Raw genomic sequence first — 16,956 nt, 5'->3', positions numbered from 1 at the left:
TTTAAAGTTTATTTCAATCCGGTTCTGGAATCCTGTTTAAATAAGCTTTTTCTTGCTTCACACTCTTCATGTATGGTTTGTCTTAAAACCTTATAGCCTTACAGCTTTAAAGCCTTAAAACCCGCAGCTTCGCTGCGCTGCGCAAATCGCTTTGGCGTTATATGGTCAAGCCTCTCGAGTCATTAGTACGGGTTAGCTCAACGCCTCACAACGCTTACACACCCCGCCTATCAACGTCGTAGTCTTCAACGTCTCTTATGGGCCTTAAGGCCAGGGAAGTCTCATCTTGAAGGGGGCTTCCCGCTTAGATGCTTTCAGCGGTTATCCCGTCCGAACTTAGCTACCGGGCAATGCGTCTGGCGACACAACCCGAACACCAGTGGTTCGTCCACTCCGGTCCTCTCGTACTAGGAGCAGCTCTCCTCAAACTTCCAACGTCCACGGCAGATAGGGACCGAACTGTCTCACGACGTTCTAAACCCAGCTCGCGTACCACTTTAAATGGCGAACAGCCATACCCTTGGGACCGGCTTCAGCCCCAGGATGTGATGAGCCGACATCGAGGTGCCAAACACCGCCGTCGATGTGAACTCTTGGGCGGTATCAGCCTGTTATCCCCGGAGTACCTTTTATCCGTTGAGCGATGGCCCTTCCATTCAGAACCACCGGATCACTATGACCTACTTTCGTACCTGCTCGAGATGTACCTCTCGCAGTCAAGCTGGCTTGTACCATTACACTAACCGCACGATGTCCGACCGTGCTTAGCCAACCTTCGTGCTCCTCCGTTACTCTTTGGGAGGAGACCGCCCCAGTCAAACTACCCACCACACAATGTCCCCGATCCTGATAAAGGACCTGGGTTAGAACCTCAATATTGCCAGGGTGGTATTTCAAGGTTGGCTCCATGCAGACTGGCGTCCACACTTCAAAGCCTCCCACCTATCCTACACAAGCAACATCAAGATCCACTGTGAAGCTGTAGTAAAGGTTCACGGGGTCTTTCCGTCTAGCCGCGGATACACTGCATCTTAACAGCGATTTCAATTTCACTGAGTCCTGGGTGGAGACAGCGTGGCCATCGTTACGCCATTCGTGCAGGTCGGAACTTACCCGACAAGGAATTTCGCTACCTTAGGACCGTTATAGTTACGGCCGCCGTTTACTCGGGCTTCGATCAAGAGCTTCCCTCACCTCCAAATTTTTCTCGCTGACTGCGTTAAACGTCTTCGCTCGTTCAGTCATTTACTTATATGTAAACTCCTTCACTCGCTCAGCCGTTTGCCTTGCAGCAAAAAAAATTTGGGGGTGAGGTAACCCCATCAATTAACCTTCGAGCACCGGGCAGGCGTCACACCGTATACGTCCACTTACGTGTTAGCACAGTGCTGTGTTTTTAATAAACAGTCGCAGCCACCTGGTATCTTCGACCGCCGCCAGCTTGGGGAGCTTCAGCCCATAAAGAGCAGTCCCGTCACCAGCAGCGGCGCACCTTCTCCCGAAGTTACGGTGCCATTTTGCCTAGTTCCTTCACCCAGGTTCTCTCAAGCGCCTTGGTATTCTCTACCTGACCACCTGTGTCGGTTTCGGGTACGGTCCCTTTTGACCTGATGCTTAGAAGGTTTTCCTGGAAGCCTGGCATCAACCACTTCCCCACCTTGGTGGGTTCGTCATCAGTTCTCGGCTTTGTGGACCCGGATTTTCCTGAGTCCACAGCCTACGACCTTAAACAGGGACAACCATCGCCCTGCTGGCCTAGCCTTCTCCGTCACTCCATCGCAGTCAAAAGGGGTACAGGAATATTAACCTGTTTCCCATCGATTACGTCTTTCGACCTCACCTTAGGGGCCGACTCACCCTGCGCCGATTAGCGTTGCGCAGGAACCCTTGGTCTTCCGGCGAGGGAGCCTCTCACTCCCTTTATCGTTACTCATGTCAGCATTCGCACTTCTGATACCTCCAGCCCACCTCCCGGTTGACCTTCTACGGCTTACAGAACGCTCCTCTACCGGTGTCAGAAGACAGATGACAGAAGACGGAGGACAGATTGATCCGGTATAAATTCCACCGACTCAGTCTATCCAAATCCTTTGTCATCTTTGCCAGATGCTCGAACAGTTAAACCGATTGTCTGCTTTATAAAAGCTAACGACTGTCTTCTGTCCTCTGTCATCTGTCTTCTGACCCCCCGTAGCTTCGGTGAATAGTTTGAGCCCCGTTACATCTTCCGCGCGAGCCGACTCGACCAGTGAGCTATTACGCTTTCTTTAAAGGGTGGCTGCTTCTAAGCCAACCTCCTGGCTGTCTGGGCCTTCTCACATCGTTTCCCACTTAACTATTACTTTGGGACCTTAGCTGACGGTCTGGGTTGTTTCCCTTTCCACGACGGACGTTAGCACCCGCCGTGTGTCTCCCGTGATTGCACTCATCGGTATTCGGAGTTTGCATGGGGTTGGTAAGCCGGGATGGCCCCCTAGCCCAAACAGTGCTCTACCCCCGATGGTGAGACACGAGGCGCTACCTAAATAGCTTTCGAGGAGAACCAGCTATCTCCGGGCTTGATTAGCCTTTCACTCCTATCCACAAGTCATCCCCTGGCTTTTCAACGACAGTGGGTTCGGTCCTCCAATCAGTGTTACCTGATCTTCAACCTGCTCATGGATAGATCGCCCGGTTTCGGGTCTATTCACTGCGACTCTTTGTTCCGAAGAACGGCGCCCTATTAAGACTCGCTTTCGCTACGGCTTCCCTATGCGGTTAACCTTGCCACAGAAAATAAGTCGCTGACCCATTATACAAAAGGTACGCAGTCACACCCCTAAGGATGCTCCCACTGCTTGTACGTACACGGTTTCAGGTTCTATTTCACTCCCCTCAACGGGGTTCTTTTCGCCTTTCCCTCACGGTACTGGTTCACTATCGGTCAGTCAGGAGTATTTAGCCTTGGAGGATGGTCCCCCCATGTTCAGACAACATTTCACGTGTGCCGTCTTACTCGATTTCACAATAACTGGCCTTTCGTGTACGGGGCTGTCACCCACTATGGCGGCACTTTCCAGAGCCTTCCACTAGACCAAAAATTGCTTAAGGGCTGCTCCCCGTTCGCTCGCCGCTACTGGGGGAATCTCGGTTGATTTCTTTTCCTCCGGGTACTTAGATGTTTCAGTTCCCCGGGTTCGCCTCCTAAACCCTATGTATTCAGGTAAAGGATACTCACTTGTGTGAGTGGGTTTCCCCATTCGGACATTCCTGGATCAACGCCTGTTTATCGGCTCCCCAAGACTTTTCGCAGATTACCACGTCCTTCATCGCCTCTGACTGCCAAGGCATCCACCGTGTACGCTTAGTCACTTGACCATATAACCCAAAGCAATCTAATGATTGATTGAATCAAAGGTTCCTATAACTACCTTTAACGATCTTCAGTTCATCACTGGCCACTGTTAACTGACCACTGACAACTGAACGCCATACACATTAGCTATTACCTTTCGGCAAATAACTTGAGAGTGTCTCAGCAAGAATTTCATTAAAAGACTAACGTCTTTTAAATCAACTCAGCTTAATTTAAGTTTGGATTCCACATTGTTAAAGATCGCATTATCCGCTTCCCGTTAAAGAAGGGGACAATGAAGCAAAATACGCTTAATGAATGGGTTGTCCGGATTAATGGTGGAGCTAAGCGGGATCGAACCGCTGACCTCCTGCGTGCAAAGCAGGCGCTCTCCCAGCTGAGCTATAGCCCCATATCCCGAATCATGATTGGTGGGTCTGGGCAGACTCGAACTGCCGACCTCACCCTTATCAGGGGTGCGCTCTAACCAACTGAGCTACAGACCCAATCCTGTTGGTTCAGCGCAATGCTAAAACAACCGATTCATTAAACACACTTTTTTAAAGAACAAAACAACACCAGACGACTTTCGTCGTTGGTGTTATCAAACAATTCGTGTGAACGCTTATGAAAGGTCGGTCGTCGTTTAAGGAGGTGATCCAGCCCCAGGTTCCCCTAGGGCTACCTTGTTACGACTTCACCCCAGTCATGAATCACTCCGTGGTAACCGCTCTCCCGAAGGTTAAGCTAGCTACTTCTGGAGCAACCCACTCCCATGGTGTGACGGGCGGTGTGTACAAGGCCCGGGAACGTATTCACCGTGACATTCTGATTCACGATTACTAGCGATTCCGACTTCATGGAGTCGAGTTGCAGACTCCAATCCGGACTACGATGCACTTTCTCAGATTAGCTCCACCTCGCGGCTTGGCAACCGTCTGTATGCACCATTGTAGCACGTGTGTAGCCCTGGCCGTAAGGGCCATGATGACTTGACGTCGTCCCCACCTTCCTCCGGTTTGTCACCGGCAGTCTCCCCAGAGTGCCCGACCGAATCGCTGGTAACTGAGGATAAGGGTTGCGCTCGTTGCGGGACTTAACCCAACATCTCACGACACGAGCTGACGACAGCCATGCAGCACCTGTCACTGCGTTCCCGAAGGCACCCCTCTATCTCTAAAGGGTTCGCAGGATGTCAAGGCCAGGTAAGGTTCTTCGCGTTGCTTCGAATTAAACCACATGCTCCACCGCTTGTGCGGGCCCCCGTCAATTCATTTGAGTTTTAACCTTGCGGCCGTACTCCCCAGGCGGTCTACTTATCGCGTTAGCTGCGTCACCAGGAATGCAAGATCCCCGACGACTAGTAGACATCGTTTACGGCGTGGACTACCAGGGTATCTAATCCTGTTTGCTCCCCACGCTTTCGTACCTCAGCGTCAGTGTCAGACCAGAGTGTCGCCTTCGCCACTGGTGTTCCTTCCTATATCTACGCATTTCACCGCTACACAGGAAATTCCACACTCCTCTTCCGCACTCTAGCTTGCCAGTTTTGGATGCAATTCCCAGGTTAAGCCCGGGGCTTTCACATCCAACTTAACAAGCCGCCTACGCACGCTTTACGCCCAGTAATTCCGATTAACGCTCGCACCCTCCGTATTACCGCGGCTGCTGGCACGGAGTTAGCCGGTGCTTCTTCTGCGAGTAACGTCACAGCTCAAGGGTATTAACCTTGAACCTTTCCTCCTCGCTGAAAGTGCTTTACAACCCTAGGGCCTTCTTCACACACGCGGCATGGCTGCATCAGGCTTTCGCCCATTGTGCAATATTCCCCACTGCTGCCTCCCGTAGGAGTCTGGGCCGTGTCTCAGTCCCAGTGTGGCTGATCATCCTCTCAGACCAGCTACGGATCGTCGCCTTGGTAGGCCTTTACCCCACCAACCAGCTAATCCGACGCAGGCTCATCCGATAGCGCAAGGTTCCGAAGAATCCCCTGCTTTCCCTCTTAAGGCGTATGCGGTATTAATCCGGATTTCTCCGGGCTATCCCCCACTACCGGGCAGATTCCTACGTGTTACGCACCCGTCCGCCGCTCGTCAGCAACTAGCAAGCTAGTCCTGTTACCGCTCGACTTGCATGTGTTAGGCCTGCCGCCAGCGTTCAATCTGAGCCATGATCAAACTCTTCAGTTTAAATCGTTTTGCTTCCTGTCTGAAAACAGTCCGCTGCTCAATCTTTGCAATTAAACGTACATGAATTACAGGTATGTTCGCTTGCTTGATCAGCATTTAAATCATTCCAGAGCAAAGCTCTGTTGACCGATGCCATTCGCACAAGCGCCCACACGAATTGTCTGATAATTTGTTAAAGAACTGAGTTAAAACAAGAAGGTTTTAACCGGCTGAATCAGCAGTCAGTGCCATTCAGCGAGGCGCTCATCTTACCTTGGCGCCGGTTGTTGTCAAGCGCTTGTTTTCCAAGCGACTTTTCAACCCGCTGGGACTGCATCCGCTTACTCAGTAAGCGTTGCGTTTCCGTCTCAGCGGCGGTGCATTCTACCGAGTCAGCAGATATTGTCAACCTGACTTTTTATCAGATGATTCAGCTCTGCTGCTGTGGCAGCCCGCTCCGTTCGAGGAGGCGAACTATACAGAATTTCACGAGGGGTTCAACACACGACAAAGTACTCACGTAACATTCCCTAATACTTAAGAAGGTTAATTTTTATCTCCCCCTCAGAAATAAGAAGCCCAGCAAAATAGCCGGGCCCCTCGGAATGCACCATACGATCTGTTTAACAATCAGGCATTGGTAGCCACAAAGTATTTTGGATCTTCAATGACATTCACTTCCACCATGTTGCCTGCTTTCTTCAGCAGGTTCTGACAATCCTGACTCAGGTGCAGCAGGTGCAGGGTTCTGCCTGCCTTGGTGTAACGCTCTGCCAAAGTATCAATAGCTTCCAGTCCAGAGTGGTCACACACCCGGGAATCAGCAAAATCGATGACGACATCGTTGTTGTCGGTTTTCGGTGAGAACTGTTCCAGAAAGTGAGTGGTAGAACCAAAGAACAAGGGCCCGTGCACTTTGTAAACACTGGAGCCTTTATGGTCTTCTTTTTTCTCAATCCGAATGTGCTTGGCGTGTTCCCAGGCAAAAACAAGAGCAGAAACAATAACCCCGATAATAACGGCCACGGCCAGATCAGTCAGAACGGTTACGACCGATACCAACACCAGAACAAAAGCATCGCCCTTGGGCACTTTGCGTATGATACGAAAACTTGTCCATTCAAAAGTACCAATCACTACGATGAACATGACGCCGATCAGGGCTGCAACCGGAATTCGCTCAATCAGTGAGGAAGCCACCAATATGAATGCCAGCAGGAACAATGCTGCTGAAATACCCGACAGGCGACCACGGCCACCGGAGTTAACGTTGATCATGCTCTGCCCGATCATGGCACAGCCTCCCATACCACCAAAGAAGCCAGTGACAATGTTAGCTGCCCCCTGGCCCATGCATTCACGGTTAGAGCTGCCATGGGTTTCAGTCACCTCGTCGACCATTCGCAGGGTTAACAGAGACTCAATCAAACCAATAGCCGCCAGAATCAGAGAGTAAGGCAGAATGATCAGGAAGGTCTCCATGTTCAATGGCACCATGGGAATGCTGAATTCAGGTAGGCCACCCGCAATGCCAGCGACATCTCCCACCGTTCGGGTATCCAGATCAAGACCAATAACCAGCAGAGAAACCACAAGAATAGCAGCCAGAGAAGAAGGAATAGCGGTCGTCAGCTTCGGCAGGAAGTGGATAATAGCCATGGTCAAAGCCACCAGACCCAGCATCATGCCAAGTTCACTGCCCTGCATCCAGGCTATGTCAATAACACTGCCTTCCATAAAGGTGCCGGACAGCCAGCCTGTTGCGCCTTCAACGCCGAATTGACCCAGCTGAGCCAGGAAAATAACGATGGCCAGACCATTAACGAAGCCCAGCATCACCGGATGGGGCACCATGCGGATAAATTTACCCAGCTTGAGCATCCCGGCCAAAACCTGGATGATCCCCATCAGCACAACAGTTGCAAAGAGGTACTGCACGCCATGGTCTGCCACCAGACTGACCATCACCACAGCCAGTGCGCCGGTAGCACCGGAAATCATACCCGGACGACCACCGATTGCAGCCGTGATAAGCCCTACCATAAATGCTGCGTAGAGACCCACCAGTGGCTCTACTCCTGCGACAAATGCAAAGGCTACCGCTTCGGGCACCAATGCCAGTGCTACCGTCAGACCTGATAGCAGGTCGTTTTTCATGGTAGCTACTTTATTAGCTCTAAGTTCGAACAATATTGCCTCCGATTCAGACAGGCCGTCGGGAGAAACTTCTCGGGGATAACTTCTCTGGGTTAAACAGCGCGCGGATTCTAAAGAAGAGACTGACAGAAGACAACGACCAGACAACCTGAGAAACCACGGACCTTAACCCGTTTAACCCGACGGGCATATCACGATCCCGGATGGGATGATCTATTTTCTGTGCCTCACTACGACAGTACCCGCCAGTTTGTCATGCCAGCCTTGCTTTCTCTTATCCACCAAGATCCAGAAAAAGCCCAGAAACAGGGGCAAAATCGAGATAAAGTAGGCCAGGTAACGAATGACCGACTGAAACAGACCCGGAGCAAGACCCGTTTTTGCATCAACGATTTTCATTGAGACAACCATTTTACCGGGTGTAGCACTCTTGTAATGCCAGAATAAGATCACCGCCACTACCGGAAGCGCAAAGTTAGTAATGATACCTGCCGGATCCAGAAGTCGCCTTGAATCTGCAATCGTCAGCTGATTGCCATCAATCATCATGGTAAGGGAAAAAGTAATGGCAATCAGAATCAGAGTGTCGACCAACGTTGCCCAGAATCGGTCGAGGAACCCTGCATATTCGAGATTTTCTAACTGTTGAGAATTCGAATTCAGCTCAGACATTGTCGCTCTCTCCATTTATTATCATCTTTCGTTTCTTCCAAATTAGTTGAAAAAACTGAAATCAACAGAATCCGGGCATTAAATAAATAAAGGATGGAAGAAAAAAGGCGGCTTGGGACGAGCCGCCAAAACGATGAGGATATGCGAGTACTGGTAGCTGTTTACCAGTTTATCAGGTCAAAAAGTCTGGTCTCGATAGGCAACTCCTTTAGTTGTAATGAGAATGATTCTCATTCTATACCTAGCCAGAACGTTTGCAAGTGAATTTTTGTTTTTTTAAAAATCAAACATGAGCGTATTTCTCAGCATGACCCAGCCAGCGCAGCACCAATGGCTCTACATTTTGTGGTGCCTCTTTCAGCACCTTCTGAGCGGCATCCCTGACCTGATCCAGCAAAATGGCATCCCGTTCAAGGTCTGCCACTTTGAACTGGGCAAGCCCGGTCTGCCGGGTGCCCAACACTTCTCCCGGTCCACGTAATTGCAGATCTTTTTCAGCAATAACAAAGCCATCGCTGGAGTCTCGCATCACCTGCAAACGCTCCCTGCTCTGCTGGGAAAGCGGGGCGTGATACATCAAAAGACAGTGACTGGCTATACTGCCCCGACCAACACGACCTCTTAACTGATGTAATTGAGCCAGACCTAATCGCTCCGGATTTTCAATAATCATCAGGCTGGCATTAGGGACATCCACGCCCACTTCAATCACCGTAGTGGCCACCAGCAGATGCAGATGCCCGGACTTGAAAGCAGCCATGACTTCAAGCTTTTCAGCCGCTTTCATTCGACCATGGACCAACCCGATGGAAAGCTCAGGCAGTGCCTCACGTAACTGTTCAGCAGTCACCTCGGCGGCCTGGCACTGCAAAGCTTCTGATTCTTCAATCAAGGTGCAGACCCAGTACGCCTGACGGCCCCCCAAACAGGCTGAGCGCAGGCGCTCTATCACCTGGTCACGGCGGTCATCGCCAATCACAACGGTATTAACCGGTGTTCGGCCCGGGGGCAGTTCATCGATGACCGAACAATCCAAGTCAGCATAGGCGCTCATGGCCAGCGTTCGGGGGATCGGTGTTGCGGTCATAATCAGCTGATGAGGTTGGCCACCGTTCAACTCGCCTTTTTTTCGCAGTGCCATTCTCTGGTGCACACCAAAACGATGTTGTTCATCGATAATGGCCAGACCCAGCTTTTTGAACTGCACCTCTTCCTGAAAAAGGGCATGAGTACCGACAACCACAGCCGCGTCACCCTGGGCAATGTCTTCCAGAACCTGCTGACGCTTTTTACCTTTGGTTTTTCCTGACAGATAGGCGACAGAAATCCCCAACGGTTTCAGCCATTCCTTAAAATTTTTCTCATGCTGCTCAGCCAATATTTCCGTGGGTGCCATAACCGCCGCCTGATAACCATTCTCTATCGCCTGAAGGGCAGCCAGAGCAGCCACCACGGTTTTACCCGAACCCACATCACCCTGAACCAGCCTCAACATGGGATCAGGCTCCATCATATCCTGACTGATTTCCGCCAGTACCTTTTCTTGAGCGCCGGTCAGGGAAAATGGCAGCTGTTTACGAAAGTCACGGGTGAGTGTCTGCCCGGGTGGCATGGCATAGCTTTTTACCGTACGGATCAGACTTCGCAACTTCTGCATACTCAGGTTGTGAGCCAGAAGCTCTTCAAAAGCCAACCGTATTTGCGCCGGATGGCGACCTTCAGAAAGCAGTTCAACAGAAACATTGGGGGGCGGCGAGTGCAGGAACTCCAGGGCATCCACCAGCGACCCTAACTGGTATTGCCATCTGACATTTTCAGGCAGCCACTCCTGAAGGGCATCAGGATGATTCAGCTGGCCCAGGGCCTGCTCACAAAGACTTCGGATTCTCTGCTGGGTGAGCCCTTCGGTGGCCGGATAAACTGGCGTCAGGGTTTCCTCAACCTCCAGATCATGATCCGGCTTGATCACCCGGTATTCAGGGTGATAGATCTCCAGGCCGCTGGCTCCCCTGCGGGGCTGTCCAAAACAACGAACCTCGGTGCCCGGTTTGAGATGATTCCGCTGTGCGCTGGAGAAATGATAGAACCGCAACCCGACAGAACCGGTGCCATCACTGATACGGCAAAGCAGACTCTGACGCTTCCCCATCAAAACATCAGCAGCGACAACGGAGCCCTGAATAACATAATCCCCTTCCGGATGAATAGCAGCAATGGGCGTAATGCGGGTACGATCCTGATATCTCAGGGGCAGGTGAAAAAGCAGGTCTTGCAGGTTATGAATATGAATTTTTGCCAACTTGTCGGCGAGCGCCGCCCCAACACCTTTTAGTGCTGTCACAGGAGTCTCATGCAGGGGCTTCACCATATCACCTCACGGCTATTACTTTTTATTCATTTGCCTTCCAGGACAGAGCATAGTCTGAGAGCACTGGATAATGCATCTATTGCCTTGGGTCTCGGGAAGCTGGCACGCCAGGCCAAAGCCACCGTTCGACTGGGTGACGGTGAGCGAAAAGGTTTAGATGACAGGACATCGGGAGCATAATAATTGCCGACCAGAGCCGATTCAGGCAGTACACTGATGCCCATTCCGGAAGCCACCATATGGCGGATCGTTTCCAGAGAAGAAGCTTCAATGCCACCGCCTTCTTCACCACCCACATCGTCTTTCTGAGCCAGAAGCGGGCAGGCCTCCATGACCTGATCCCTGAAACAGTGGCCTTGCCCCAGAAGCAGTAACTCTTCGTTCACCAGTTCTGCGGGGTCTACCTCCTGCTTTGATTGCCAAGGATGCCCGGCTGGCAATAAAACCCTGAAAGGATCGTCGTACAGCGGCAGGGTCAAGACATCCGGCTCGGTAAACGGCAGTGCGATAATAATAGCGTCCAGCTCGCCCATTCTCAGTTTTTTTCGCAACACCGCGGTGAAGTTCTCTTCAATGTACAGCGGCATTTCAGGTGCTACCTGCGCCAACTGGGGCACAAGGTGTGGAAACAGGTAAGGCCCAATGGTGTAGATGGCGCCCACTCTCAGGGGTGAGGCCAACTGATCGCGCCCGGTCTTGGCAATCTGTTTGATCCCTGATACTTCTTCCAGAACTTTCCGGGCCTGGTGGACGACCTTTTCCCCCATGGGGGTCACCCGTAACGAATTGCGCGATCGTTCAAACAGGGCTACTCCAAGCTCATCTTCCAGTTTTTTCACTCCGACACTGAGGGTCGGCTGACTGACATGGCACTGGGCAGCAGCACGCCCAAAATGCTGCTCCTGGGCAAGAGTCACGATATAGCGCAATTCTGTGAGAGTCATAATAATGGAGCCTGCCTGAAAATAATCAGAACACTGTAAATTTAAACAGTTTTTTTTTCAAACTATTCCTGTGGCTTCTGCCAAAAGCGGAAGATAAATCACCAAAGCAGCAGAGAGAAGCACTCCATTTTAACAAGATTACTTGCAATTCATCGAAGATAAAGGACACTCACGGGTGTCCTTCTTTTTTACGGGGCCCCTATGAACAAAAATGTATTGATCGCCGGTTGCGGCGATGTCGGTTGCCAATTGGCACTACAACTTCTGGACACAGGCCATTACTCCGTCTGGGGATTACGTCGGAACATCGACCGTTTGCCCCAGGGCGTTCATCCTGTACGGGGCGATCTGTCGGACCCGGAACAGCTGGGCCAATGGCCTGACAAGATAGACTATGTCGTTTATGCGGCCGCCGCCGACGGACCCGGTGAAGACCATTACCGCAACGCCTATTTAAAGGGGCTTGCCAACGTGCTTTCCCGCCTTCAGGCAGAAGGCCAGCGGCCAGAGCGGGTACTGTTTACCTCCAGTACCGGCAGTTATCACCAGAATGAAGGTCAGTGGGTGGATGAAACGTCGCCCACGAACCCTGACCGTTATTCCGGGAAGATCATGCTGGAAGCAGAAGCGATTTTAATCAACAGTCCTTTTCCTGCAACAGCGGTTCGTTTTGGCGGTATTTACGGGCCCGGAAGAAACCACATGATCAACCGGGTAAAGACTGGTGAAGGCTGTAGTGCAGAACCTGTCGTTTATGGCAACCGCATTCATCGGGATGATTGCGCCGGTATCCTTGCTCACCTGATTCACCGTGATGAACAAAAGCTTCCTGTTGACTCCCTGTACCTGGGTGTTGATCACGAACCGGCTCCCATGTACGAAGTGCTGCACTGGCTGGCAGAGCAACTCAATATAACGCTGGATGACAGCCATCCTGCGCCTCAAAGAAGCAGCAAACGTTGCAGCAATCAAAAAATCATTGATGCGGGTTACAGGTTCAGGTTTCCAGACTATAAGGCTGGCTACTCAGAGCTGTTGAGCTCGACTACTGTTGAATAATCATTGTTGAACAAGTATGAAAATAGCGATTATCGGATTAGGCGGCATTGCCCAAAAAGCTTACCTGCCTGTATTGACCCAAAAGGCAGATCTGGAACTGATTTTTTGTACAAGAAACGCCGAAGCCCTTAATTATCTGGCAAGGCAATACCGAATTACTGAAACCTTTACAGATTACCTATCTCTGCCCACACATGACATAGATGCAGTGATGATTCACAGCTCAACCCCTTCCCATTTTGAGATAGCCCGGTTCTTTTTGAACACTGGATTACCAGTGTTTGTCGACAAGCCACTCTCTGATCATTACAGCCAATGTGAAGCACTTTACGAACTGGCAGCCAAAAAGAATCAGCCCCTGTTTATGGGCTTCAATCGTCGATATTTACCACTGCTAAACCAGCACCTTTATGAGAAAAGTGATCTGCTGGCTCTACGCTGGGAAAAACACCGATACCATCTGTCAGGCGAACTCAGAACCTTTGTTTTTGACGACTTCATTCATGCTCTGGACAGTATCAATATAGAAGGTGATACCTCCCCGGAAGATCTATCTATTTATTATCAGAAGACTGGCAGCAATCTGGCACGACTGGATATTCAATGGCAAGCTGGCAAAACTCTCTTGCAGGCGTCTATGAATCGTATGGCTGGAAAAACCCGTGAAACGATTCAGGCTGATTACCCAAATACCTCTTTTCGTTTCGATTCTTTTACATCAGGCCTTCGATGGCAAGGCAATGAAGAACAGACCTTGAGTCTGCCTGACTGGACCCCGATGCTAAAGTCTAAAGGTTTTCACGACATGATCGATCACTGGGTCAGTGTCGTACACGAAGGACGACAGGCCTGCGAACTGACGCAACGTAATCTGAATTCTCATTTACTCTGCGAAGCTCTGTGCACACACCTGTCAGATTCAACCACCAATTAAGCAGAGCAGTTGACTCAAAGAAACTGGTTATGTCCCCTGAAAAAATTGCCGTGATAGTTCACAGGCTTGCTCCACAAAAACCGAGCTTACATCACCCACTTAGTACACGGTTTCAATGAAATTGACGGGTTCCCTCTATCAATGGCACTCTAGCTCCGTTCACCCTGAGCGGAGCTTGGGTGCCATTGATAATCTGGAGCGTAGGAGCGAGGGGTGTACGGATATCGGAGCTTGGCTGCACTAGTTCGGTGCGGGTCTCACGCTCATTCGATAACCCTGATAATGATTCCCGGACCGTTGTTAAAAAACTACCTCAACTCCAGAATGGCATCAATCTCAACCGGCACACCTTTGGGCAGCTCTTTCACACCAATAGCAGCACGGGCGGGGTAAGGTTGAGTGAAGTACTCGGCCATCACTTCGTTGACCGCACTAAAGTTGCTAAGGTCAGTCAGGAAAATGCCTACTTTTGCGGCATCCTGAAGTTCGCCGCCAGCTGCTTCGGCAATCGCTTTCAGATTTTCAAAGCAGCGCCGGGTCTGGGCCTTGAAGTCTCCCTGCTCCAACTCCATGGTTTGGGGAACCAGGGGAATCTGGCCGGAAACATAAACAGTGGTTCCCGCCTTAACCGCTTGAGAATAAGTCCCAATGGCTTGAGGTGCATTTTCAGTGTTGATGGTCTGTCTGTTACTCATGTTTTTTGTCCGGCTAGGCTACTCTACGACGGTTAATGGAGTGAACGCCCTTAATGACACGAAGGCGTTTGATGATTCGGGCCAGATGGAGACGGTCCCTCACCTTGATCACCAGCTGCACCATGCAGAAACTGGCATCACGCTCTTCCATGCTGATTTTTTCAATATTGCCTTCCACAGCGGTGACACTGGTGGCCAAAGAAGCAATCATGCCACGATGATGTTCCAGCTCCACCAGCAGCTCTACCATGAACTCGCCGGAAACATCTTTATCCCAGTCTACTTCCAGCACTTTTTCAGGGCTGTGACGAATATCAACAATGTTTTTACAGCTTTCCGTATGAATGACGATGCCACGGCCTGAGCTGACATTGCCGACCACCGGATCGCCCGGAATCGGATAACAGCATTTGGCAAAGCTGATCACCATGCCTTCTGTGCCCCGGATTGACAGCGGCCTTTCAAAGTCAGACGTATCAATCTGGGTTTTCTCGGTTTTCACACTGCCAGGCTCCATTAGCATACGCGCAACGACGTAGGCCATGCGGTTGCCTAAACCAATGTCTTCCAGAAGGTCATCCAGAGTATCGCATTTGAGCGCTTTAATCTGACCCTGCAAGGCCTGCTCGTCCATATCATCCAGATGACTCTCGAAGCTGACCAGAGCCTTGTTCAGCAGTCGACGGCCAAGCGCGATGGATTCGTTGCGCCGCTGGTTTTTGAGGAAGTGACGTATATTGGATCGGGCTTTGCCGGTCACCACAAAATTCAACCAGGTGACATTAGGCCTTGCACCAGATGCCGTGACAATTTCTATCGTCTGCCCACTCTGCAATGGCTGACTCAGGGATGCCAGACGACGATCTATACGACAGGCGACGCAGGTGTTGCCGACATCCGTATGAACGGTGTAGGCAAAATCAACAGGAGTAGCGCCCTTGGGTAATTCGAGAATATGACCCTTTGGGGTAAAAACGTAGACTTCATCCGGAAACAGGTCGATCTTGACGTTTTCAATAAACTCCAGTGAATCACCGGCATTTTTTTGCAGCTCCAGTACACCTTTCAGCCACTGACGTGTACGGGCATGACTGCCGGATAGCGCTTCGTCCCCGGATTTATAGAGCCAATGAGCAGCAATGCCATTATTAGCCATATCTTCCATTTCCTGGGTACGGATCTGGATCTCAATGGGAACACCGTGCATACCAAAAAGACTGGTATGAAGCGACTGATAGCCGTTGGCCTTGGGGATAGCAATGTAGTCTTTGAAGCGCCCCGGAATCGGCTTGTAGAGGTTGTGAACCATGCCCAGGGCACGGTAACAGGAGTCAGCACTGTCGACAATGATGCGAAATGCAAACATGTCCATGATTTCAGCAAAGGACTTGCTCTGGTTACGCATCTTTCGATAGATACTGTAAAGGTGCTTTTCCCGCCCAACGACCCGACCCATCAGGCTCACTTCTTCAAGACGGGCAGCAATGGCTTTCTGAACCTGCCCCACCAGATCCTTACGATTACCCCGGGCTTCTTTAACCGCCTGACGTATCATTCGGGATCTCATGGGGTACATGGCCTGAAAGCCGAGATCTTCCAGCTCAATCCGCAGATTGTGCATACCCAGACGATTGGCAATGGGTACGTAGATATCGAGCGTTTCCCTGGCAATCCGACGACGCTTGTCGGGTCTTAGCACCCCCAGGGTACGCATGTTGTGGAGTCGATCTGACAACTTGACCAGGATGACCCGGATATCCCGCGCCATGGCCAGAGCCATTTTCTGGAAGTTTTCAGCCTGGGCCAGAGTTTTGTTTTCAAACTGCATGTGCGTCAGCTTGCTGACGCCATCCACCAGATCGGCTACGACTGCACCGAACTGCTCGTTAATGGCTGTTTTCTCAACTCCGGTATCTTCGATAACATCATGCAGCATGGCAGCCATCAGGCTGTGATGGTCCATGTGCATGTCTGCGAGAATCGCAGCCACCTCGAGCGGGTGGGTAATATAAGGCTCACCACTACGCCGGGTCTGACCGTCGTGTGCCTGTTCAGCGTAATAGTAAGCCCTACGAACAAGGTTGACCTGTTCGGGATTCAGGTAGGACTTCAAGCGGCCGGCAAACTCTTCAATAGTTAGCAAAGCCCGCTCCTCCTGTGCAGCCATCCAGCCATCCAGAATATCTCCGGGAGAGATCCGGAGCTATTAACCCTCAACACCCGCCAGGAACATGGCGGCTTCGTCTTCGTCTACCACTTTCTCTTCAACAGACAGAGGGGTTACCAGGCCTTCTGCAATTTCGCGCAGAGCCATAACGGTGGGCTTGTCGTTTTCCCACTCCAGTTTGGGATCCTTGCCACCAATCGCCAGCTGACGGGCACGCTTGGAAGCGACCATCACCAGCTCAAAGCGGTTATCAACATTATCCAGACAGTCTTCTACGGTTACTCGAGCCACTGCTCACCTCTCAAATTTGATCACTGTGGAAATTCTCTTTCCTATTCACCCCCAAGCCCAACCGGGAATAAGAAAGAGCACTTTTGCTGTATGGCTGAAACAACTTGTTTGCCGACCTTGCAGTGTACTTTACGGCCAGAGTCCAAACAACCCCGGAACGGGTCAGT

At 51.0% G+C, this 16,956-nt stretch carries 9 protein-coding genes, 2 tRNA genes and 2 rRNA genes; 2 read left to right on the top strand and 11 right to left on the bottom strand.

The genetic code is table 11. The features are described 5' to 3' along the window. Positions 1-161: 161 nt before the first annotated feature. The 8 genes from K7B67_RS21330 to K7B67_RS21295 all read right to left on the bottom strand — a co-directional run bounded on the left by K7B67_RS21330 (position 162) and on the right by K7B67_RS21295 (position 11,643). Positions 162-3,357 (bottom strand): 23S ribosomal RNA (locus K7B67_RS21330). A 313-nt stretch (positions 3,358-3,670) separates the two neighbouring features. Continuing rightward, positions 3,671-3,746, bottom strand: a tRNA-Ala gene (locus K7B67_RS21325). Between the two features lie 17 nt (positions 3,747-3,763). Continuing rightward, a tRNA-Ile gene (locus K7B67_RS21320) sits at positions 3,764-3,840 on the bottom strand. A gap of 141 nt (positions 3,841-3,981) precedes the next feature. Further along, positions 3,982-5,523: ribosomal RNA gene (locus K7B67_RS21315) — 16S ribosomal RNA — on the bottom strand. Together the 16S and 23S rRNA genes with 2 tRNA genes alongside form the textbook arrangement of a ribosomal RNA operon. A 609-nt stretch (positions 5,524-6,132) precedes the next feature. Further along, positions 6,133-7,659 (bottom strand): SulP family inorganic anion transporter, encoded by a 1,527-nt coding sequence (locus K7B67_RS21310; RefSeq protein WP_346658283.1) that lies wholly within the window; start codon positions 7,657-7,659, stop codon positions 6,133-6,135. Between the two features lie 213 nt (positions 7,660-7,872). Then, complete coding sequence (locus K7B67_RS21305; RefSeq protein ID WP_252177858.1) at positions 7,873-8,331, bottom strand: RDD family protein; 459 nt, start codon at positions 8,329-8,331, stop codon at positions 7,873-7,875. Positions 8,332-8,614: 283 nt separating this feature from the next. Further along, entirely contained in the window at positions 8,615-10,699 is a 2,085-nt protein-coding gene (gene recG, locus K7B67_RS21300; RefSeq protein WP_252177857.1) for an ATP-dependent DNA helicase RecG, read from the bottom strand. Positions 10,700-10,725: 26 nt separating this feature from the next. Next, positions 10,726-11,643 carry a hydrogen peroxide-inducible genes activator gene (locus K7B67_RS21295; protein WP_252177856.1) on the bottom strand — a complete coding sequence of 306 codons (918 nt, stop codon included), beginning with the start codon at positions 11,641-11,643 and terminating at the stop codon, positions 10,726-10,728. A gap of 201 nt (positions 11,644-11,844) precedes the next feature. On the opposite strand from K7B67_RS21295, the gene K7B67_RS21290 reads away from it, so the two are divergent. Then, positions 11,845-12,702 (top strand): SDR family oxidoreductase, encoded by an 858-nt coding sequence (locus K7B67_RS21290; protein WP_252177855.1) that lies wholly within the window; start codon positions 11,845-11,847, stop codon positions 12,700-12,702. A 16-nt stretch (positions 12,703-12,718) separates the two neighbouring features. Next, the gene (locus tag K7B67_RS21285) at positions 12,719-13,636 is read left to right on the top strand and encodes a Gfo/Idh/MocA family oxidoreductase (RefSeq protein ID WP_252177854.1); all 918 of its coding nucleotides are present in this window, start codon (positions 12,719-12,721) and stop codon (positions 13,634-13,636) included. A gap of 308 nt (positions 13,637-13,944) precedes the next feature. Here the strand turns inward: K7B67_RS21285 and K7B67_RS21280 are convergent, their stop codons facing one another. From K7B67_RS21280 to rpoZ, 3 genes are all read right to left on the bottom strand, one after another. Continuing rightward, complete coding sequence (locus tag K7B67_RS21280) at positions 13,945-14,331, bottom strand: RidA family protein (RefSeq protein WP_252177853.1); 387 nt, start codon at positions 14,329-14,331, stop codon at positions 13,945-13,947. Positions 14,332-14,344: 13 nt separating this feature from the next. Then, positions 14,345-16,474 carry a bifunctional GTP diphosphokinase/guanosine-3',5'-bis pyrophosphate 3'-pyrophosphohydrolase gene (gene spoT, locus K7B67_RS21275; RefSeq protein WP_252180625.1) on the bottom strand — a complete coding sequence of 710 codons (2,130 nt, stop codon included), beginning with the start codon at positions 16,472-16,474 and terminating at the stop codon, positions 14,345-14,347. A gap of 63 nt (positions 16,475-16,537) precedes the next feature. Continuing rightward, positions 16,538-16,789 carry a DNA-directed RNA polymerase subunit omega gene (gene rpoZ, locus K7B67_RS21270; protein ID WP_252177852.1) on the bottom strand — a complete coding sequence of 84 codons (252 nt, stop codon included), beginning with the start codon at positions 16,787-16,789 and terminating at the stop codon, positions 16,538-16,540. Positions 16,790-16,956: the final 167 nt, after the last annotated feature.

This window comes from Endozoicomonas sp. 4G (assembly GCF_023822025.1).
Classification (GTDB): domain Bacteria; phylum Pseudomonadota; class Gammaproteobacteria; order Pseudomonadales; family Endozoicomonadaceae; genus Endozoicomonas_A.
This window is presented reverse-complemented; position numbering and strand designations above follow the sequence as displayed.